The organism is Streptomyces sp. CNH189 (assembly GCF_000527195.1).
In genome coordinates this window covers 37,566-57,831 of record NZ_AZUS01000006.1, presented here as the reverse complement: position 1 = coordinate 57,831, position 20,266 = coordinate 37,566, and the positions used below count along the sequence as shown (strand labels likewise).

The window sequence follows — 20,266 nt, the reverse complement described above, 5'->3', positions numbered from 1 at the left end:
GGAAAAGCACAGGTCAGACGGGGTGGTGCGATGCGTCACGCCCGTCACTCGACGACATGGCGGCCCTCGGGGCGGGCGCTGCACGAGGCGCGGAACGCGCAGTGGGCGCAGTGCTGGCCGGCGGTCGGGGTGAACCGTTCGTCGAGGACCTTGCCCGCGGCGGTGGCCAGCAGGTCGCCGACCCACTCCCCCTCCAGCGGCTCCTGCGCCTGCACCTTCGGCAGGGTCTCGCCGCCGTCCCGCTTGGCGGCACCCTGGCGCAGCTGCACGAGCTCGGCGCCGCCCGGTTCGGGGCGCACCCCGTCGAAGACGTCGTCGACGGCTCCCTCACGGACGGCGAGCTGGTAGACGGCGAGCTGGGGGTGGCGTTCCACCTCCTTGGAGCTCGGCGCCTGCTTGCCGGTCTTGAAGTCGACGACGTAGGCGCGTCCCTCGGCGTCGGCCTCGACGCGGTCCATCTGGCCCCGGATGCGGACCCGCAGGTCGCCGGAGTCCAGCGTGACGTCGAAGTCGTGCTCGCTGGTCACCGGGGTGCGGCCGGTGCGGTCCATGACGTGCCACTCCAGGAAGCGTTCCAGCGCGACGCGCGCGTTCTCCTTCTCCTGGGCCGACTTCCACGGCGCGTCGAAGGCGAGCGCGTTCCACACGGAGTCCAGGCGCTCCATGAGGACCGCGAGGTCGGCGGGGGTGTGCCCGGAGGCCACCTCGTCGGCCAGGACGTGGACGACGTTGCCGAAACCCTGGGCGGCGGTGGCGGGCGCGTCGGCCTTCACCTCGCGGCCGAGGAACCACTGGAGGGCGCAGGTGTTGGCGAGCTGGTCGAGGGCGCTGCCGGAGAGCACGACCGGCTGGTCGCGGTCGCGCAGCGGCACCTTGCTGCGGGTCGGGTCGTGCATGCCCCACCACCGGTAGGGGTGCGCGGACGGCACCAGGGGGCGGCCGTCCTCGTCGGCGAGCGCGGCGAGCCGGGCCAGCCGCCGGGCGGCGGCCTCGCGCAGGGCGTCGGAGACCCGGGGGTCGACCGTGGTGGCGCGCAGTTCCGCGACGAGCGCGGCGACGGACAGCGGGCGGCGCGGGCGTCCGGTGACGTCCTTCGGTTCGACGCCGAGCTCGGTGAGGAATCGGGAGGGCTGGTCGCCGTCGTCGGACGGGGCCTTCACGGCGGTCACCACGAGGCGGTCACGCGCGCGGGTGGCGGCGACGTAGAACAGGCGGCGCTCCTCGGCGAGCAGCGCGCCGGGGGTCAGGGGTTCGGCGAGCCCGTCGCGGCCGATGCGGTCGGCCTCCAGCAGGGACCCGCGGCGCCGCAGGTCCGGCCACAGGCCCTCCTGCACGCCCGCCACGACGACGAGGCCCCACTCCAGCCCCTTGGCGCGGTGGGCGGTCATCAGGCGTACGGCGTCGGGGCGGGCGGCGCGCCGGGTGAGGGTGTCGGCGGCGATGTCCTCGGCCTCGATCTCCTCGAGGAAGTTGAGGGTGCCCCGGCCGCCGGTGCGCTCCTCGGCGCGGGCGGCGGTGGCGAACAGCGCGCACACCGCGTCGAGGTCACGGTCGGCGTTGCGGCCGGCGGCGCCGCCGCGGCGGGCGGAGCGTTCCAGCCGCTGCGGCCACGGTGTGCCGTCCCACAGGTCCCACAGGGCCTCCTCGGCGGTGCCGCCGCCGGCCAGGCGCTCGCGGGCCCGGCGCAGCAGGGCACCGAGCCGCTGCGCACCGCGCGCGTAGGCGGGGTCGTGCACGGCGAGCCGCTCGGGCTCCGCCAGCGCGCGGGCGAGCAGGTCGTCCGAGGGCGGCGGCAGGGGGTTGCCCGCGGCCCGTTCCTCCTCGCGCAGGGCACGTCCGAGCCGGCGCAGGTCGGCGGCGTCCATGCCGGCGAGGGGAGAGGCGAGGAGGGTGAGCGCGGTCTCGGTGTCGAGCCAGCACGGCTCCCCGGCGCCGTCCTCGGGCGCGGCCCCGGTGTCCTCGTGGGCACCGTCCTGGGGAGTGCGCCCGCTGTCCTCGGGAGTGCGCCCGGTGTCCTCCCCGGCGCCGCCCTCGGGCGCGGCCCCGGTGCCCTCCCCAGAGCCGACCTCGCGCGTGCCCCCGGTGCCCTCCCGGTCGGCGGCCTCGGCCGCGGCCACCGCGCGCAGGGCGGTGAGCAGCGGGGCGACGGCCGGTTCGTGGCGCAGCGGCAGGTCGTCGCCGTCGACGTCCACGGGGACGCCCGCGGACGTGAGGGCGCGGCGGACGGTCGGCAGGGTGCGGGAGCCGGCGCGCACCAGGACCGCCATGTCGTTCCAGGGGACGCCGTCCTCCAGGTGGGCGCGGCGCAGGATGTCGGCGACGTTGTCCAGCTCGGTGCCGGCCGTCGGGTAGGTGTACACCTCGACCCGGCCGCCGTCCCGTACCGGCGTGGGCTCCCGGTGCAGGCGGACCTTCTCGGCGGGCAGGCGGGGCAGCGGCATCCGCCGGGTGACCTTGCGGGTCGCCTCCAGCAGGGCGGCGCCGGAGCGGCGGGAGGCGCGCAGCACCTGGACGGGAGCGGGCCGGCCGTCCGCGCGGGGGAAGGCGTGCGGGAACTCCAGGATGCCGCCGACGTCGGCGCCCCGGAACGCGTAGATCGACTGGTCGGGGTCGCCGAAGGCCACGAGGGTGCGACCGCCGGAGGACAGGGCGCGCAGCAGCCGCACCTGGGCGGGGTCGGTGTCCTGGTACTCGTCGACGTAGACCGCGTCGTACCGGCCGGCGAGCTGCCCGGCGGTCTCGGGGCGCTGCGCGAGGAGCACCGCGCGGTGGACGAGTTCGGCGTAGTCGAGGACGCCCTGCAGGTCGAGGACGTCGAGGTACTCGGCGAGGAAGGCGGAGGCGGCGCGCCAGTCGGGGCGGCCGATGCGGCGGGCGAAGGCGTCGAGGGCCTCGGGGCCGAGCCCGAGCTCGCGGCTGCGGGCGAGGACCGCGCGGACCTCGTCGGCGAAGCCGCGGGTGGTCAGGCAGGCGCGCAGTTCGTCCGGCCAGCGCACGTGCGAGAGGCCGAGCCGCTCCAGGTCGACCTGGCCGGCGAGGAGCCCGCGGACGGTGACGTCCTGCTCGGGTCCTGAGAGCAGGCGCAGCGGCTCGACGAACAGGCCGCTGTCCTGGTGGGCGCGGACCAGGGCGTAGCAGAAGGAGTGGAACGTGGTCGCCTGCGGGGCCTGTGCCGCGCCGATGCGCAGGGCCATGCGGTCGCGCAGTTCGACGGCCGCCTTGCGGCTGAAGGTGAGCACCAGGATGCGCTCGGGGTCGCCGCCGCGGGCGATCCGGGCGGCCACGGACTCGACCAGCGTGGTGGTCTTCCCGGTGCCCGGACCCGCCAGGACGAGCATCGGGCCGCTGCCGTGCTCAACCACGGAGCGCTGGGCGGCGTCCAGACGGGGGGGATTCACGCGGGCCGGCGGGGTACGCACCAGTCGGTAGGCGCCACGGCTCCCCCGCCGCACCTGGGGGTGCGACAGGCCGCTGGTGGAGGAGAAGGAGCTCACGTGGTTCGCCGGTCCTGGTGGGTGTGCTGTTCGGCTGTCCGCCGCGTGTGGGGGACGGTGGACGAGGGGTGAGGGGGACACGCGCAGCCGACGCTACGCCGGGGGAAAGAGCGGAAGCAGGGTTTCCGCTTCTTCCCTCCCGCCACTCCGGGCACCCGCGTCCCTCGACTCACGAACGTACGTCATGCCGCGGATGTGCCTCATGTCCCTCTGAAGCATCACAGGTCACACGTCCGCGGCCGGGATGCCGGAAGCTGTCAGGTGTGACCCCCGGTGTCCACGCCGCCGTCCCACCGCGCGCGTCTCATGTCGAGGCGGGGCACATGGCCCTCCGCGGCCCGGCCCGCCTCCCGCAGCGGTGTGCCCTCCGCGCGGTAGTGACCGAGGGCCCGCAGTTCGTGGCCGGGCAGCAGGACGCCGTCCGCGCGGACCACGCGCCACCAGGGCACCGCGCCCCCGTACAGCGCCATCACACGGCCCACCTGCCGGGGCCCGCCCTCCCCCAGCCACTCGGCCACGTCGCCGTACGTCATCACGCGGCCCGGCGGGATCAGCTCGGCCACCTCCAGGACCCGCTCGGCATAGGCGGGCAGGGCGTCCGGAGGCTGGTGGCCGTCGTCGGGCGGAAGGCTCTCCTCGCTCATCCGGACCATCCTGCCCCACCGCACCGACAACGCGACGCGCTCGCGCGCACGGCCGGACGACTCGCCCCGGAGCAGCGCTTCGGGCAGACTGTGCCGCCCCGCTTGTGGACCCTGATGCCCCCTTGTGGCGGTACGGCATGCCACCATCGTGCGGGCGGTGACCGGTGATACGAGATCGAGAAGAGACGATGAAGCAGCAGGGTGCGCACCCCGAGGACACGGAGGGCACCCCTGACGCCTCGTCGCGCCAGGACTCGGACGCCGCACGGCCCGACGCGGACGCCGCACGTCCGGACCCCGAGCAGCAGGACCCTGAGCAGCAGGACGCCGCGCACATCGACGAGGTGGAGGGCGACGAACCGCTGCTCCCCGCGCGCGTGCACCGCCCGTCCGATCTCATGCGGCTCGTGGGCGGCGTGCTCGCCGTCGTGGTGCTGCTGGCGATCGCCGCGTTCGCCCACGGCACCACCTCGGGCCTGGAGCAGGACATCAACAAGGGCACCGGACAGGCGCCCGACCTGCTCATCAAGATCGCCGGTCTGGCGTCCAGCATCGCCATCCTGCTGGTCCCGGTCGCCTTCGCCATCGAACGGCTGATCAAACGGGACGGGCTGCGGATCGCCGACGGCGTGCTCGCCGCCGTCCTCGCGCACGGGGTGACGCTCGCCACCGACCTGTGGGTCGCGCGGGCCGCCCCCGGCTCGATCCAGGACGCGCTCACCCAGCCCTCCCCCGGCGACATCCACGCCCTCACCGACCCGGTCCACGGCTACCTGGCCCCCGTCATCGCGTACATGACCGCCGTCGGCATGTCCCGCAGACCCCGGTGGCGCGCGGTGCTGTGGGTGGTGCTGCTGCTCGACGCCTTCTCGATGCTCGTCACCGGGTACACCACCCCGTTCTCGATCATCCTCACGGTGCTGATCGGCTGGACCGTCGCCTACGGCACGCTCTACGCCGTCGGCTCGCCCAACGTGCGGCCCACCGGCCGCACCCTGATGGCGGGGCTGCGCACGGTCGGCTTCCGCCCCGTGACCGCCTCCCGCGAGGAGGCCCCCGACGCCGCCGAGAGCGGCGACCGGGGCCGGCGCTACTTCGTCACCCTGGAGGACGGCCCGCCCCTGGACGTCACCGTCGTCGACCGCGAGCAGCAGGCGCAGGGGTTCTTCTACCGCGCGTGGCGCAATCTCGCACTGCGCGGCTTCGCCACCCGCAGGAGCCTTCAGTCGCTGCGCCAGGCGCTGGAGCAGGAGGCGCTGCTGGCCTACGCCGCCATCGCGGCCGGCGCCAACGCGCCCAAGCTGATCGCGACGTCGGAGCTCGGCCCCGACGCGGTGATGCTCGTCTACGAGCACACCGGCGGGCGCACCCTCGACTCGCTTGCGGACGACGAGATCACCGACGACCTGCTGCGCGGCACCTGGCACCAGGTGAAGGCGCTCCAGTCCCGCCGAATCGCGCACCGCCGGCTGGTCGGCGACGCCATCCTGGTGGACCGTTCCGGCACGGTGATCCTCACCGACCTGCGCGGCGGGGAGATCGCGGCCGGCGATCTGCTGCTGCGGATGGACGTCTCCCAGCTGCTGGTGACCCTGGGCCTGCGGGTGGGTGCCGAACGCGCGGTGGCCTCCGCGCTGAGCGTCCTCGGTCCCGACGCGGTGGCGGACTGTCTGCCGATGCTCCAGCCGATCGCGCTGAGCCGTTCCACGCGCGCGACGCTGCGGAAGCTGGCCCGGGAGCGCGCGGAGCGGGAACGGGAGGCCGTGCTGGAGGCCTCGCGGCATTCCCGTCCGGCCCGCGCCCACGACACCGACGACGACGGCCCCGTCACGCTCGACAAGGCCGGCAAGAAGGCCGTCCGCGCGGAGCAGCGGGCCGAGAAGCGCGCCATCGACGAGGCCCTGGACGAGGCGCGTGAGGAGGACCTGCTCAGCCAGATCCGGCACGAGGTGCTCCGTATCCGGCCCCAGGCCCCGGTCGAGCCGGCCCGTCTGGAACGGGTCCGACCGCGCACGCTGATCAGCCTCATCGCGGGCGCGATCGGCGCGTACTTCCTGCTGACGCAGCTCACGCACATCGAGTTCGGCCCGCTGATCGCCAACGCGGAATGGGGCTGGGTCGCGGCGGCGGTGCTGTTCTCGGCGGCCAGCTACGTGGCGGCCGCGATGGCCCTGCTCGGGTTCGTGCCGGAGCGGGTGCCGTTCCCGCGCACCGTGGCGGCCCAGGTCGCCGGGTCCTTCGTGAAGATCGTCGCCCCGCCGGCGGTCGGCGGCGTCGCTCTCAACACCCGCTTCCTCCAGCGGGCGGGGGTGCGACCGGGGCTCGCGGTGGCGAGCGTCGGCGCGTCGCAGCTGTTCGGGCTCGGCTGTCACATCCTGATGCTGCTGGCGTTCGGCTACCTGACCGGCACCGAGAAGACCCCCTCGCTGTCGCCGTCGCGCACCGTCATCGGCGGGCTGTTGACGGTGGCGGTGCTGGTCCTCGTGGTGACCTCGGTGCCGTTCCTGCGGAAGTTCGTCGTCACGCGCGTGCGTTCGCTCTTCGCGGGCGTCGTGCCGCGCATGCTGGACGTGCTGCAGCGGCCCCAGAAGCTGATCACCGGCATCGGCGGCATGCTGCTGCTGACGGCCTGCTTCGTGATGTGCCTGGACGCCTCGATCCGGGCGTTCGGCGACGACTCGACCTCGGTCTCCATCGCCGGCGTCGCCGTCGTGTTCCTCGCGGGCAACGCCCTCGGGTCGGCGGCCCCGACGCCGGGCGGTGTGGGCGCCGTCGAGGCCACCCTGACCGTCGGTCTGATCGCGGTCGGCCTCCCCAAGGAGGTCGCAGCGCCGGCCGTGCTGCTGTTCCGGCTGCTCACGCTGTGGCTGCCCGTGCTGCCGGGCTGGCTCGCCTTCAACCACCTCACCCGCAAGGCGGCCCTGTGACCGGCTGAGACGTCGGCGGCGGGCCGTCCTCCCTCGGACGGCCCGCGCCCCGCGCGCCCGGCCGGGGCCGACCGCAGGATGAGGACATGCCCCACCCCTTCCGGCTGCGAGCCGCCGCCCTGACCGCCTGCGCCGTACTGCTGCCCGCGCTGCTGGCGGGGTGCGCCGGGGACGACGACGAACCGGCCGAGGACCTGACGCGGCAGAAGCTCGACTGGAAGGCCTGCCCCGCCCCCGACGAGGCCCAGGGCGGGGGCGCCACCCCCTCCCCGCTGCCCGGCGCCCGGGGCGCGTGGGAGTGCGCGGCGATGAAGGCACCGCTGGACTGGGACGACCCCGACGGCGACACCATCGGACTCGCCCTGATCCGGGCCCGCACCAGCGGCCCGGCGGGCGAGCGCATCGGCTCCCTGATCTTCAACTTCGGCGGGCCGGGCGGATCCGGGGTGACCACGCTGCCCGCGTTCGGCCAGGACTACGCCACCCTGCGCACCCGGTACGACCTGGTCAGCTTCGACCCCCGCGGGGTCGGCCGCAGCGCGCCCGTGACCTGCCAGGACGACCAGCAGCTCGACGAGCACTTCCAGCGGGACGGCACCCCGGACGACAGCGCCGAGCGCACGGAACTGCTCGACGGCACCGAGGAGTTCAACGCGGCCTGCGAGGACAACTCCGGGCGGATCCTGCCGCACGTGCGCACCACGGACGCGGCCCGTGACCTGGACCTGATGCGCCAGGTGCTCGGCGACGACAGGCTGTACTACTTCGGCATCTCCTACGGCACGGAACTCGGCGGCGTCTACGCCCACCTCTTCCCCGACAAAGTGGGGCGCGCGGTCTTCGACGCGGTCGTCGACCCGGCGCAGGACTCCGAGCAGGCCTCGCTGGGCCAGGCGCGGGGCTTCCAGCTCGCCCTCGACAACTACGCCGAGGACTGCGTCTCCGGCACCGAGGAGTGCCCTGTCGGCGACAGCGTCCAGGACGTCCAGGACCGCATCGCGAAACTGCTGAAGGACCTGGACAGCCGGCCCATCCCCGGGGTCTTCCCACGTCAGCTGACCGAGACGATGGCGACGAGCGGGATCGCGCAGGCCCTGTACTCCCAGGACTTCTGGCCGTTCCTCACCGACGGCCTGGAGCAGGCCTACGACGGTGACGGCACGATCCTGATGGTGCTCGCCGACTCGATGAACGGACGCGGCGAGAACGGCGAGTACAGCAACCTCGTCCCCGCCAACACCGCCATCAGCTGCTCCGACGCCGAGCCCCGCTACACCCCGGCGGACGTGGAGCGGCTGCTTCCCGAGTTCCGGAAGGCGTCCCCGCTCTTCGGGGACTTCATGGCCTGGGGACTGATCACCTGCACCGACTGGGCGGTGCGGGGCGCCGCCGACCACCCGGACGTCAGCGCCCCCGGCTCGGCCCCGATCCTCGTGATCGGCAACACCGGCGACCCGGCCACGCCCTACGAGGGGGCGCGCAGCATGGCGCGGGCGCTCGGTGAGGGGGTCGGCGTGGAGCTGACATACAAGGGGCAGGGGCACGGCGCCTACAACGGCGAGGACACCTGCGTGCGGAACGCGGTGCACGGCTATCTGCTGGACGGCAAGGTGCCCCAGGCCGGGACCGTCTGCCCCTGATCGTGCGGGAACGCCGAGCAGGCCGAGGGCGAACGCCCAGCTCAGAGCGTTTTCCACAGGCCTCCCCGGCGAACGCCGGGACTGCCTACCATGGCCGGGACGCCGTTCGCCGCACGCAGCGGACGGCCTGCGAGGGGGGAAGTGGCACATGACCCGGTTCACACGGTGGGCGGCCCTGACGGTCGCCGCCGCGCTGCTGACGGCGGGATGCAGCGGCGCGGGACCGTCGGACGACGGCTCGAAGAAGGACGACGGCAACGGCGCGAAGGCCGCGCTCGACTGGGGACGCTGCAAGGCCACCGAGGACGCCCCGGCACCGGGCGACGAGTGGCAGTGCGCCACGCTTCAGGTGCCGCTGGACTGGTCGAAGCCGGAGGGCGAGACGATCGGTCTGGCCCTCATCCGGACAAGGGCCACGGGCGGCGACCGCCTCGGCTCCCTGCTGTTCAACTTCGGCGGTCCGGGCGGCTCCGGTGTCTCCACCCTGCCCGCCTACGCAGCCCTGACCGACGATCTGCGCGAGCGGTACGACCTGGTGAGCTGGGACCCGCGCGGGGTGGCCGCGAGCGAGGGCGTCCGCTGCCGTGACGACAAGGCCATCCAGTCCGCCGAGTCCTCCGTGGACGGCACCCCGGACACCCCGGCCGAGGAGCGGGCGTTCCTCGCGGACGCGGCCGACTTCGGCAAGGGCTGCCAGGAGACCGCCGAGAAGCTCATGGCGCATGTCTCCACCACCGACACCGCACGGGACATGGACCGCATCCGGCAGGCACTGGGCGACGACCGGATGCACTACTTCGGCATCTCCTACGGCACCGAGCTCGGCGGCGTCTACGCCCACCTGTTCCCGGAGAGGGTGGGCCGGATGACGCTCGACGCGGTGGTCGACCCGACCGCCGACACGATCGGCCACGCCAAGAACCAGACCCGGGGCTTCCAGACGGCCCTCGACAACTACCTGAAGTCCACCGGGAAGGACCCGGAGCAGGGCTCGCGCGAGATCGCGGACCTGCTGGACCGGATCGACGCCGAGCCGCTGCCGACGTCCTCCTCGGGGCGTGAGCTGACCCAGTCGCTGGCGCTGACCGGCATCGTCCTGCCGCTCTACAGCAAGTCCAGCTGGCCGGCGCTGACCGGCGCACTGGAGGCCGCGCAGGACGGGGACGGCACGGCGCTGCTGGCCCTCGCGGACGGCTACAACGAGCGCGACGCCTCGGGGCACTACGGCACCACGACCCACTCCCAGCGGGTCATATCGTGCCTGGACGACAAGCAGCGGCCGACTCTGGAGGAGACGAAGAAGCTGCTGCCCGAGTTCGAGGAGATCTCCCCCGTCTTCGGGTCCTTCCTCGGCTGGGACACGGCGGGCTGGTGCCACGACTGGCCGGTGCCGGGCCAGTTCGACACGCCGGAGGTGAGCGCCCCTGGCGCGGCGCCGGTCCTGGTCGTGGGCAACACGGGCGACCCGGCCACGCCGTACGAGGGAGCGCGGCGGATGGCGGACGAGCTGGGCGAGGACGTCGGGGTGGTGCTCACCTGGAAGGGCGAGGGCCACGGCGCCTACGGCAGTGGCAGCGACTGCGTCGACTCCACGGTGAACGCCTACCTGCTGGACGGCACGGTCCCGGAGGACGGCAAGGTCTGCTCCTGACGGCGTCGGGGGCTCCGGGCACCCGGGAAGGCGCCCGGAGCCCCCGACGAGGACCCGGTGACGGCCGGCGCGGTCACGCGGACCGCTTCGGCCGGTGCGGCCTAGTAGACCGGCTTCTCCGGCTCGATCTGGTTGACCCAGCCGATGACGCCGCCGCCGACGTGGACGGCGTCGGAGAAGCCCGCGGACTTGAGGACCGCGAGGACTTCCGCACTGCGGACACCCGTCTTGCAGTTCAAGACGATCTTCTTGTCCTGCGGCAGGCTCTCCAGGGCGTTGCCCATGAGGAACTCGTTCTTGGGGATCAGCCGGGCGCCCGGGATGGAGACGATCTCGAACTCGTTCGGCTCGCGGACGTCGATGAGCTCGAGGTTCTCGCCGTCGTCGATCCACTCCTTGAGCTGCTTGGGAGTGATCGTGGAGCCGGCGGCCGCCGCCTGGGCCTCCTCGGACACGACGCCGCAGAAGGCCTCGTAGTCGATGAGCTCGGTGACGGTCGGGTTCTCGCCGCAGATCGCGCAGTCCGGGTCCTTGCGGACCTTGACCTGGCGGTACTGCATCTCCAGGGCGTCGTAGATCATCAGGCGCCCGACGAGCGGCTCACCGATGCCGGCGAGGAGCTTGATGGCCTCGTTGGCCTGGATGGAGCCGATGGACGCGCAGAGCACGCCCAGGACGCCGCCCTCGGCGCAGGAGGGGACCATGCCGGGGGGCGGGGGCTCCGGGTAGAGGCAGCGGTAGCAGGGACCGTGCTCGGACCAGAAGACGGAGGCCTGGCCGTCGAAGCGGTAGATGGAACCCCACACGTACGGCTTGTTCAGCAGCACGCAGGCGTCGTTGACCAGGTAGCGGGTCGCGAAGTTGTCCGTGCCGTCGACGATCAGGTCGTACTGGCTGAACAGGTCCATCACGTTGTCGGCCTCGAGCCGCTCCTCGTGCAGGACCACGTTCACGTAGGGGTTGATCCCCTTGATCGTGTCACGCGCGGACTCGGCCTTGGGGCGGCCGATGTCGGACTGGCTGTGGATGATCTGGCGCTGCAGGTTCGACTCGTCGACCTCGTCGAACTCCACGATGCCGAGCGTGCCGACGCCCGCCGCGGCCATGTACATGAGACCCGGCGAACCCAGGCCGCCGGCGCCCACAAAGAGCACCTTGGCGTTCTTCAGCCGCTTCTGCCCGTCCATGCCCACGTCGGGGATGATCAGGTGGCGGGAGTACCTGCGGACCTCGTCTACGGTGAGCTCGGGGGCCGGCTCGACCAGGGGTGGCAGCGACACGGGGACTCCGTTGGTCGGTCAATCACTACGGTTGTTCTCGCGACAACACTGCCACGCCCTTTTTCATTCCGAGACACCCGTTCCGACACGCGAGACGATGTCGTCCCAGTAGCCGGGCAGCGGCCCCCAGGGATCTGCCGGGCCGGCACGGCCGGAGACGCGGTCGGAGTGGTCGGTGAAGTAGATGGTGGCGGCGCCCTGCCAGCGGGCGATGCGCAGGGCCTCCTCCAGGTGCGGCCGGGGCACGCCGTGCACGAAGTGGCAGAACCGCTCGGGCGGATGGTCCGCGGTCCACTCCGCGACCTGGGACCAGCGGTAGTCGCTCCAGGGGCCGGAGTAGGTGACCAGCTGGTCGGCGTGCTCGGCGTAGCCGGGGTGCGGATGCGTGCCGTGGCCGAGGACGACGTGCGCGCCCTCGTGGATCACCCGGAGGGTGGCGACGGTGCGCCGTACCTCAGGGAGCGCCGCGCGGTCGGCGGGGCAGCGGTCGAGGAGGAAGCCGTCGACCTGGTACCAGTCGAGGAAGCGGTGGGCGTCCGAGATGATCTCGCCGAAGCTCCGCAGCCCGTAGGCGGTGTCGACGTGGCCGAGGACGCGCACGCCGGCGTTGCGCAGGCGGCCCGCCGCCTCCAGGCAGTGCGGGTCCGGCTGGACCCCGGGGCCGCCGGCCACGTCGAGCACCACCCAGTGCAGGGGGGTTCCGGGGCGGTGGAGCCGGTTCCACTCGTCGGCGGCGAGGAGAGGATGCGCGACCCCAGGGACACCGAAGCCGGTGCGGACGTCGGTGGTCGCGGTGCTCGGTCTGAAGCTGGTCAGATACGGCATGCCGCCTCCATCCAGATGTCCGCCAGCGACTCCTCGAGGTTGATCCGGGGCCGCCAGCCGAGCCGGTCGCGCGCGGTGCGCACATCGGCCTGCTGCCAGGTTCCGCAGCCGTCGGGGTACGGGAACGCGGCGGGTGAGGTGGCGATGTGGTGCTCGGGTTCGCTGCGGGGGTGCCCGATGGTCGCCCTCAGGTGGGACGCGTGGGCGGTGTGCGTGGCGTGGACGGCACCGACGTGGGGGCCGGGGAGGCCGTCGAGCTCGTTGAGGGCACCGCCGTAGCCGGCCACCCGGGCGAGGATCCCGGCGGCGTCCCGGAGGCGGACGGCGCGCCCGGAGCCGATGTTGATGACGCCCTGCGCGGCGGAGAGCGAGGCGGCGTGCACGGCCCGCGCCACGTCGCGGACGTCCACGAAGTCGCGCTGGGCGCCGAGACCGCCGAGCTTCAGTTCGCCGTCGCCGGACTGCATGGCGCGGCGCATGGCCTCGGCGAGGCGTCCGAGGGGCGACCCGGCGGGGGTGCCGGGGCCGACGGGCGAGAACACCCGCAGCACCACGGCGTCCAGGCCGGAGCCGAGGACCAGTTCGGTGGCGGCGAGCTTGCTGACGCCGTAGGGGCCGCCGGGGCGGGGGACGGCGTCCTCGGCCGTGGAGGAGCCCGGCTGGCTGGGCCCGTACTCGGAGCCGCAGCCGATCTGCACGAGCCGCGCCCCGCAGCCGCTGCGGCGCAGCGCCTCGCAGATGGTGGCGACGGCGACGGTGTTGTGCCGGGTGAGTTCGCGGGCGCCGCCGCGCGTGGCGCCGGCGCAGTTGACGACCACACCGGGGTGGACGGCGTCGAGGAAGCGGGTCAGGGCGCCGGGGCTGCCGGTGGCGAGGTCGAAGCGGACGTCGGCGTCGTCACCGCGGCCGAGGGCGGTGAGCTGGACGGCGGGGTCGGCGAGCAGGCGGTCGGCCACGAAGCGGCCGATGTAGCCGTTGGCTCCGATCAGCAGGACCCTCATCGGTCGGCTCCTTCGTGGCAGGCGGTGGCGGGTCGGCAGGTCATGCGGGGGTCTCCTTCGGGTGGGATCGGGCGCGCCTGCGGTGCGGCTGCCGGTGGGGCGGGGTGTGCGGGGCGGGCGGCCGGCCGGTGAGGCGGGGTCGCGTCGGGCCGCGCCGCCCCGCTGCGACGGGGGGTCATCGCTGCTGCTCCGCGCGCAGGTGCGCCGAGGCGCGGGTGAGGGTGCGGGAGGCGTGGACCAGCAAGACCAGGGCGCCCGCACCGCAGGTCAGGACGGGTACGGCGGCGGGGCCCCAGGCGGTTACCAGGGCTTCCACCGGTGCGCCCAGCGGGGTGCAGCCGGGCAGGCGGGCCGCGAAGACCGTGGCGACGGCCAGCACCTGGGCGACCGCGGTGAGCATGAGGATCACGCGCGGCGCGTGGGTGAAGCCGTGCACGGTGAGCAGGCGGGCGACGAGGAGGAGGGCGCCCAGGGTGAGGATCACCGGGGACACGGGGGCCGTGCCGAGGAACGGCGAGCACAGGGCGACGATGGCGGCCAGGGCACCCAGGAACAGGGCGACGGCGCCGAGCAGGACGGGGCGGACCGAGGCGGCGAAGTCCTCCAGGCCGCGGCTGGTGGCGAGCTTGCGGCGGGCGACGGTGAGGAAGAGGTGGGTGGCCCAGGTCGCGGGGAGGCAGGCGAGGGCGAGGGCCAGTACCGGCGCGAGGGCCAGCGGCCAGTGCCCCTCGGTGGTGCCGTCGGGGAGGCCGTCGGGGCCGCCGGTGACGGCGGTGCGCAGCAGTCCGTCGCCCAGCACGGCGTACCCGACGAGCCACCAGGTCCAGGAGCCGGTGGCCGCCCGGGGGGCGAGGTCCGCGGGGACGCTCAGCGGTCCCCGGCGCACCGCCGCGCGCAGGGCGAGGGCAACGGCGAGGATGCCGGCGGCCGCCGCGTGGAGACGGGTCTGGCCGTGGGTCCGGGACAGGGCGATGATCGACGCCGCGCACAGCAGGCCCGGGAGCAGCGGCAGGAGGAACGGGACGGACCGCCGGCCGCTCCCCTCGCGGGACGGCGCGTCGGCCCCGGACGCTCCGTCAGGCCAGGGCGTGCCGGTCTCCGTGTCGCGCGGGACGCGGGCGTAGAGCTCCTCCGCCAGCGAGAAGACGTCGCGGTGACGGAAGCGTGCGGCGGTCCGGTCGGTGATGCCGTGGGCCTCCAGGCCGGCCGCGATCTCCAGCGGGTCCACCGCGCGTTCGCACAGCTCGCGGTGGCGGTGCAGCAGCACCTTGACCGGGTCGGCCGCTCCGGGCGGTGTCCCGCGGTCGAGTTCGCTCAGGTCGGTCATCGGACGGTCTCCGTGGCGGGCACCGGCGTCTCCACGGCCCAGGTGGGGACGGAGCGGGGGGTGGGTTCGGTCCAGTGGCCGGTGACATGGGCCTCGGCGGGGGCGGCGAAGGGCTGGGGGTCGCCGAGGACGGGGCGGCGTACCGGTGTCCGCGCGACGATCTCCAGGTACAGGCCGCGGAAGGCGGTGACGTTCTGCTCGACGGTGAACAGTTCGAGCGCCCGGGCGCGTGCGGCGGCGCCGAGCCGTGCGCGGCGCTCGGGGTCGCGCAGCAGCGAGACGCACGCCTCGGCGAGCGCCCGCGGATTACGCGGCGGCACGACGAGACCCGTGCCGCCGATCACCTCGACGACCGCGCCGACGTCCGTGGAGACCGTCGCGCGTCCGCAGAACATCGACTCGATGAGGCCCACCGGGAACCCCTCGACGACGCTGGAGAGCACGGTGACGGCGCCGCCCGCGCGGACGTCGGCGGCGGTCTCTGCGCCGGGGCCGCCGAGTTCCTCGAAGGACACCGGGTTCTGTCCGACGGCGTGCGGGCCGTCGGCCTCGTCCGGGAAGAGCTGCGCGGCCAGTGCCTTGCAGTGACCGAGGTAGGCGGTGCCCTCCGGGCCCGAAGGGCGACCGACCATCCGCAGCCGGCTCTTGGGCTCGGCCGTGCGGATCTCCGCGAAGGCGTGCAGCAGCGAGACCAGGTCCTTGGCGGGTTCCACCCGGCCGGTCCAGACGAGGGTGTGCGAGTCAGCCGTCCCGGGGTTCTCCGCCACGTGCGCGAAGGGCGCGGGGTCCATGCCCGGGTGGATCGTGCGCAGTTTCGCGCGGTCGGCGCCGCAGCGCTCCTGCCAGCGTCGGGCGTGCGCGTTGCCGGGGGTGATCATCGCGGCCGTGCGGTAGGTCTCGGCGGTCAGCCGGCCGTGGAAGGCGGCGAGCAGCGACCTGACCGCGGGCGAGGCGTCCGGGCGGGTGAGGTAGTGGGTGCGCAGGCGGACGCCGTACTCGGTGACCAGGAGCGGCACCCCGAAGAAGTGGTGGGCGAGCAGGCCCGGGAGTGCGGCAGTGCCGCCGGACGCGGCGTGGCAGAGGTCCACCGCGCCGATGCCGTCCTCCTCGTACCAGTCGAGGGAGAGGGGGCGCAGGGCGCGCTCCAGGTGGGCGGCGACCGTCAGCAGGTCCGGGACGCGGGCCTCGCGCGCCGTGCGCCGCGCTCCGGGCGCACGACAGGCGCGTTCCAGGGCGCGTACGGCCTGCTCGGAGCGGAGTGCGGCGATCAGTCCGCCCTCGTCGCGGGCGAGTTCGGCGAGTCCGTGGAGCGCGTTGGCGAAACGGTCCGCCTCGGCGGTGCCGGGCTCGGCCGCGGTGCAGAGGACGGCGGCCAGTTCGCCGTAGTGCTCGGCGAAACGCCGGCGGGCGCGGCGGCCGTGGACCACCCCGTCGTCCTCGGCGGTCCACAGCGGCGCCGTGCGCACCCTGGTGACCTGGGGCGGCAGCTCCACCCAGCCCGTGTCCTCCTGGGCCTGGCCGGTGCTGAACGCGTAGACGTCGAACTCGTGTCGGCCGAGCCCGCGCACCAGACGGTCGCACCACACCCCGCCCTCACCGCCCACATACGGATAACCACCCTCCGTAAGCAGTCCGATGCGCACGTGTGCACCCCCGATCTCCCGTGTGGGGAGCCGCCGTTGGTTGGGCGGCTCGCAGCGGGACGAACGTATGCGGACAGGGCGGTGGCGTGATGGACGGTTGTCCATCACGCCACCAAAAGGGGTGAACGGGCGTAACTTTCCCGCACGGAGCGCGTTCGCCGTGCTGAGACCGACTCGCGCCGGGCTCGCGCCGGGCTCACCACCGGCGCGCGGCCGGCTCACGTCCGTCGGCGAGGTGCGCCGGGCGGGGCTCTAACCCTTGGGGTAGGGCCAGGCGTTGGGGCGGCAGCGGATTCCGTCGTGGTCGAGGAACTTGGTCTGCTGCTGCATCACCGGGGCCAGGTCGCCGTCCTTGTCGCAGGTGACGTGGTTGTGGCCCAGGCGGTGGCCGATCTCGTGATTGATCAGCATCTGGCGGTAGGCGTACATCTTTTCGCCGTAGGTCTCCGCGCCCTGCGCCCAGCGGTACGCGTTGATCAGCACGCGCTCGGTGGCCGCGGAGTCGCAGGAGACGTTGTCCTCGGTGGTGTCCAGGCCCGACTTGGCGCACCAGTCGGCGGTCGTCTCGGGGCTGGCGAGGGTGATCACGAAGTCGGGGGTGCCGGAGTGGATCCGCTCGAAGGTGAGGGCGCCGTTGTGCGCCCAGCTCCGGTTGTCGTTGAGCGTCCGGTGCACGGCCTCGGCGAACAGGGCGCCGTCGAGATCGAGCCCCCGCTCCACGTCCACCCGGTACGTGATCTTCCGCCCCTTGCCGGGCGCCTTGTCGATGCCCTCGACGGCGTCGAACTTCCCCGTGCCCGCGCGGGTGGCGGCCAGCGGGAATCTGCGGTTCATCTGCTGCTCGTACGTCAGCGGCCGTGCCGTGGGCGCCCCGGGCGTCTCGCGGGCGTCCCCACGCGAGGCGGGGTCACGCACGTCCCGCGCCTGCTCGCCGGAGGACTGCTGTACGCCAGGGGCGTCGCGGTCGTCGGTGACCTGCCCGGCGACGACCACGGCCAGCACGGTGGTGACGGCGGCGGCCGCTATGCCGGTGAACGCGCGTCCCTTGCCGCCCCTGGTCTGGGCGGGGACACCCGTCGGCGCCTCGTTCTCGGCGTCCGTGTCGGTGTCGGTGTCGGTGTGCGAGGGGATGCCGGTGTCGGGAGTGCCGTCCCAGTCGGTGACGGCGTCGTACGGGTCGGCCTGGGTGCGGGCGGCGGGCCTGCGCGGGGTGAAGAGGTCGTCGCTCCGGTCGTCGAACGCCTCGACGTAGTCCTGGCGCGGTCCGTCGGCGGGTGCCTGGCGCTGGCGCGGGAGGGGCGCGCCCTGCCGGGCGGCCGGTGCGCCGTGGCCCGCCCCGGTCGCGGTGCGGCCGTGCGGGTCTCCCCAGCCGCCACCGGGCTCCTGCTGCTCGGGGTGCCCGCCTCTTACCCGCGGAGTCCCGTGCGCGGGAGTCCCGTCCGCGTACCGCGGCACACCGTGGGCCGGCGTTCCGTCGCCGTACGGCGGGACACCCTGCGGCGGGGTGCCATCCCCGAAACGAGGTACGCCACGCGCAGGTGTCCCGTCCGCGTACCGCGGCACACCCTGCGGCGGCGTGCCATCCCCGAACCGGGGAACGCCACGCGCAGGTGTCCCGTCCGCGTACCGCGGCACACCCTGCGGCGGGGTGCCATTCCCGAAACGAGGTACGCCACGCGCAGGCGTCCCGTCCGCGTACCGCGGCACACCCTGCGGCGGGGTCCCGTCCCCGAACCGGGGGACGCCGCGTGCCGGGGTTCCGTCCGGCTGCCATCCCTCCGGCAGGCGCGGCGCACCCGGTGCCGGCCTCCCGTGCCCCGGCGCCCCGTACCCGTATCCGTACGTCGGAGTGCCGGGCGTGCCCGGAGTGCCGTGCGCCGGAGTGGCGGACGGGCCCGGGTAGGGCGACCCGTGGCCCTGGCCGGCACCGGAAGGCGCTCGCCGCGTCTGCTGCTGCGCCGGAACCACCCCGTCACGCTCGTCGTGACGCGTCTCACGGGCGTCACGGGCTTCACGGGCCTCACGGGCGCTGCGCCCGGCGGCGGTGGTGGTGTTCGCGGTGTCGCCCTTCGGGGCGGGTCCGCGGCGGCTGTGGCGTCCCACGTCGCGCCTCAGCCCCTCGTGGTCTCGGCGGTGGTCGGGCCGCCGGTGCCGGCGGACGGACCCGGAGCGCCCTGTGCGTCCGGCTGCACAGTATCCCCCTCGCCCACTGAACCCGTCGCGTCCCTCAGGAGTTCACGGAACGACAACGCCACGGTCTCCGGATACTCCATCATCGCCACGTGTCCCGCGTCCGGGAGTGTCACCAGCCGGGAGTCACGGAAGGCGCGGGCGGACCGCTGGGCCATGCGGAAGCCGACGAGCTGGTCCCGGCCGCCGTAGATCAGCAGGGTCGGCGCGAGCACCCGCTCGGCCTGCCGCCACAGTCCCTGCTGGCCACCCAGGGTGTAGGCGCTGACGAGCCCCCGCGCGGAGCGCGCCATCGCGTCCCAGAAGTACGGCAGCCGCAGCCGCCGCTCCATCTCCTCCACCGCGTGCCGGAACCCCTCCGGGGTCACCCGCCCGGGGTCGCCGTAGCAGAGCTGCAGGACGCCGCGGACGCGCTGCTCGGCCGTCCACTCCCGGGTGATCCGGGTGAACAGCGGTGCGACTCCGGGTACGGCCAGCAGCCCCGTGGGGACGGCGGTGCGCTGCACGCGCAGTTCCGGCAGGGCCGGTGAGACCAGGGTGAGGGTGCGGACGAGGTCGGGGCGCACGGCGGCGACCCGGGTCACGACCGCGCCGCCGAGCGAGTTGCCGAAGAGGTGCACCGGTCCGCGGCCGGAGGCCTCCAGACAGCGGATCACCGCGCGGGCGTGCGCGGTGATCGAGTAGTCGCCGTCGTCCGGCGGCGGGGAGTCGCCGAATCCCGGGAGGTCCAGGGCCTCGCTGTCGACGACGCCGTCCAGCAGGGCCATCAGGGCCGACCAGTTCAGCGAGGAACCGCCGAGTCCGTGGACGAAGAAGGCGGGCGGGAGGCCTTCGCGGGCCGGCCGGGATCTGAGCGTCAGCGTGACGCCGGGCAGCCGCACCGACCTGAGCTGCTCGCCCTCCGCCACCCTGACCGCCGCCGGCTCGGGCAGCACGCTGGTGGGCGGTACGGAGGGCAGCTCGGACGCAGACATGCCGCAATGTTACGAGACGATCACGCCCTGGCTCATGTGTTCGGCATCACAGGACGCCGAACGCCCCGCGCGCCGTCGTCGCGCCCCTCTCACGCCGGGGTGCGCACCCGGTCGCACCCCGGCCGCCGATCGCATGGCGTCCGGATCGGGTGTCTCCTAGGCTCGTGAAGAGGGCACCCGTACGTGACCCCTGCATGCTTCAGGGACGTGACCAGGAAGGGAGCCCAGCGATGGCCGTAGACCCCGTAGACATCACCGACCCCGAGACGTTCGAGGAGGACGAGGACGTGCAGGAAGGCCTGGAGTACGACGTCGAGGCGCCCGAGGTCGACGCGGCCGAACAGCAGGCTGAGGTGTCGCCCGACCGCGACGACCCGCTGACCGATGTCGACCCCGACCGGGCGAGCGAGGGGGACCTGGTGGAACAGGCCCGCGTCGTCTCCCTCGACGAGGACGACTACCGGTGAGGAGCGCGCAGGCCGGGGCGCGGGCCGGAACACCAGCCTCCCGGAAGGGGACACTTCTTGCCCGCTCTGACAGCTTTTGAAACCGTCCGTACCGCTTCTTCCGCTGTCCGGTCCGTGAAATTCTGCACGTGCACCGCGCACAGCAGGATTACCGAAAAGTACGATGGCGGCGCGGCTGACCCCGCATGTGGACGACAATGGGA

The 20,266-nt window shown here is 73.8% G+C and carries 13 protein-coding genes; 4 read left to right on the top strand and 9 right to left on the bottom strand.

The features are described from left to right. Positions 1-44: 44 nt before the first annotated feature. Entirely contained in the window at positions 45-3,494 is a 3,450-nt protein-coding gene (locus tag B100_RS0110390; RefSeq protein WP_024884370.1) for an ATP-dependent DNA helicase, read from the bottom strand. 257 nt (positions 3,495-3,751) lie between these two features. Next, a complete protein-coding gene (locus B100_RS0110380) occupies positions 3,752-4,138 on the bottom strand; it encodes an MGMT family protein (RefSeq protein ID WP_024884369.1) in 387 nt (128 codons plus the stop codon). A gap of 188 nt (positions 4,139-4,326) precedes the next feature. Here B100_RS0110380 and B100_RS0110375 point away from each other — a divergent pair, with 188 nt between their 5' ends. The 3 genes from B100_RS0110375 to B100_RS0110365 all read left to right on the top strand — a co-directional run bounded on the left by B100_RS0110375 (position 4,327) and on the right by B100_RS0110365 (position 10,356). Next, entirely contained in the window at positions 4,327-7,065 is a 2,739-nt protein-coding gene (locus tag B100_RS0110375) for a lysylphosphatidylglycerol synthase transmembrane domain-containing protein (RefSeq protein ID WP_024884368.1), read from the top strand. 86 nt (positions 7,066-7,151) lie between these two features. Then, positions 7,152-8,705 carry an alpha/beta hydrolase gene (locus B100_RS0110370; RefSeq protein WP_024884367.1) on the top strand — a complete coding sequence of 518 codons (1,554 nt, stop codon included), beginning with the start codon at positions 7,152-7,154 and terminating at the stop codon, positions 8,703-8,705. A 148-nt stretch (positions 8,706-8,853) separates the two neighbouring features. Beyond that, on the top strand, positions 8,854-10,356 hold the full coding sequence (locus B100_RS0110365) for an alpha/beta hydrolase (protein WP_024884366.1): 1,503 nt from the start codon (positions 8,854-8,856) through the stop codon (positions 10,354-10,356). Between the two features lie 101 nt (positions 10,357-10,457). Here the strand turns inward: B100_RS0110365 and moeZ are convergent, their stop codons facing one another. From moeZ to B100_RS0110330, 7 genes are all read right to left on the bottom strand, one after another. After that, a complete protein-coding gene (moeZ, locus tag B100_RS0110360) occupies positions 10,458-11,636 on the bottom strand; it encodes an adenylyltransferase/sulfurtransferase MoeZ (RefSeq protein ID WP_024884365.1) in 1,179 nt (392 codons plus the stop codon). A gap of 63 nt (positions 11,637-11,699) precedes the next feature. Beyond that, positions 11,700-12,461 carry a spherulation-specific family 4 protein gene (locus tag B100_RS0110355; RefSeq protein WP_024884364.1) on the bottom strand — a complete coding sequence of 254 codons (762 nt, stop codon included), beginning with the start codon at positions 12,459-12,461 and terminating at the stop codon, positions 11,700-11,702. Beyond that, positions 12,449-13,462: an SDR family oxidoreductase gene (locus B100_RS0110350; RefSeq protein WP_024884363.1), complete on the bottom strand. Its 1,014-nt coding sequence runs from the start codon at positions 13,460-13,462 to the stop codon at positions 12,449-12,451. The genes B100_RS0110355 and B100_RS0110350 overlap by 13 nt, the downstream gene beginning before the upstream one ends. A gap of 175 nt (positions 13,463-13,637) precedes the next feature. Next, positions 13,638-14,789 (bottom strand): hypothetical protein, encoded by a 1,152-nt coding sequence (locus B100_RS0110345; RefSeq protein ID WP_024884362.1) that lies wholly within the window; start codon positions 14,787-14,789, stop codon positions 13,638-13,640. After that, the gene (locus tag B100_RS0110340; protein ID WP_037722576.1) at positions 14,786-16,432 is read right to left on the bottom strand and encodes a DUF3492 domain-containing protein; all 1,647 of its coding nucleotides are present in this window, start codon (positions 16,430-16,432) and stop codon (positions 14,786-14,788) included. Before B100_RS0110340 ends, B100_RS0110345 begins: the two co-directional genes overlap by 4 nt. A gap of 252 nt (positions 16,433-16,684) precedes the next feature. Continuing rightward, positions 16,685-17,887 carry a DUF3152 domain-containing protein gene (locus tag B100_RS37570; RefSeq protein WP_024884360.1) on the bottom strand — a complete coding sequence of 401 codons (1,203 nt, stop codon included), beginning with the start codon at positions 17,885-17,887 and terminating at the stop codon, positions 16,685-16,687. A gap of 656 nt (positions 17,888-18,543) precedes the next feature. Further along, positions 18,544-19,596 carry an alpha/beta fold hydrolase gene (locus B100_RS0110330; RefSeq protein WP_024884359.1) on the bottom strand — a complete coding sequence of 351 codons (1,053 nt, stop codon included), beginning with the start codon at positions 19,594-19,596 and terminating at the stop codon, positions 18,544-18,546. Positions 19,597-19,826: 230 nt separating this feature from the next. On the opposite strand from B100_RS0110330, the gene B100_RS0110325 reads away from it, so the two are divergent. Beyond that, a complete protein-coding gene (locus tag B100_RS0110325; RefSeq protein WP_024884358.1) occupies positions 19,827-20,063 on the top strand; it encodes a hypothetical protein in 237 nt (78 codons plus the stop codon). The last annotated feature ends 203 nt before the right edge of the window (positions 20,064-20,266 follow it).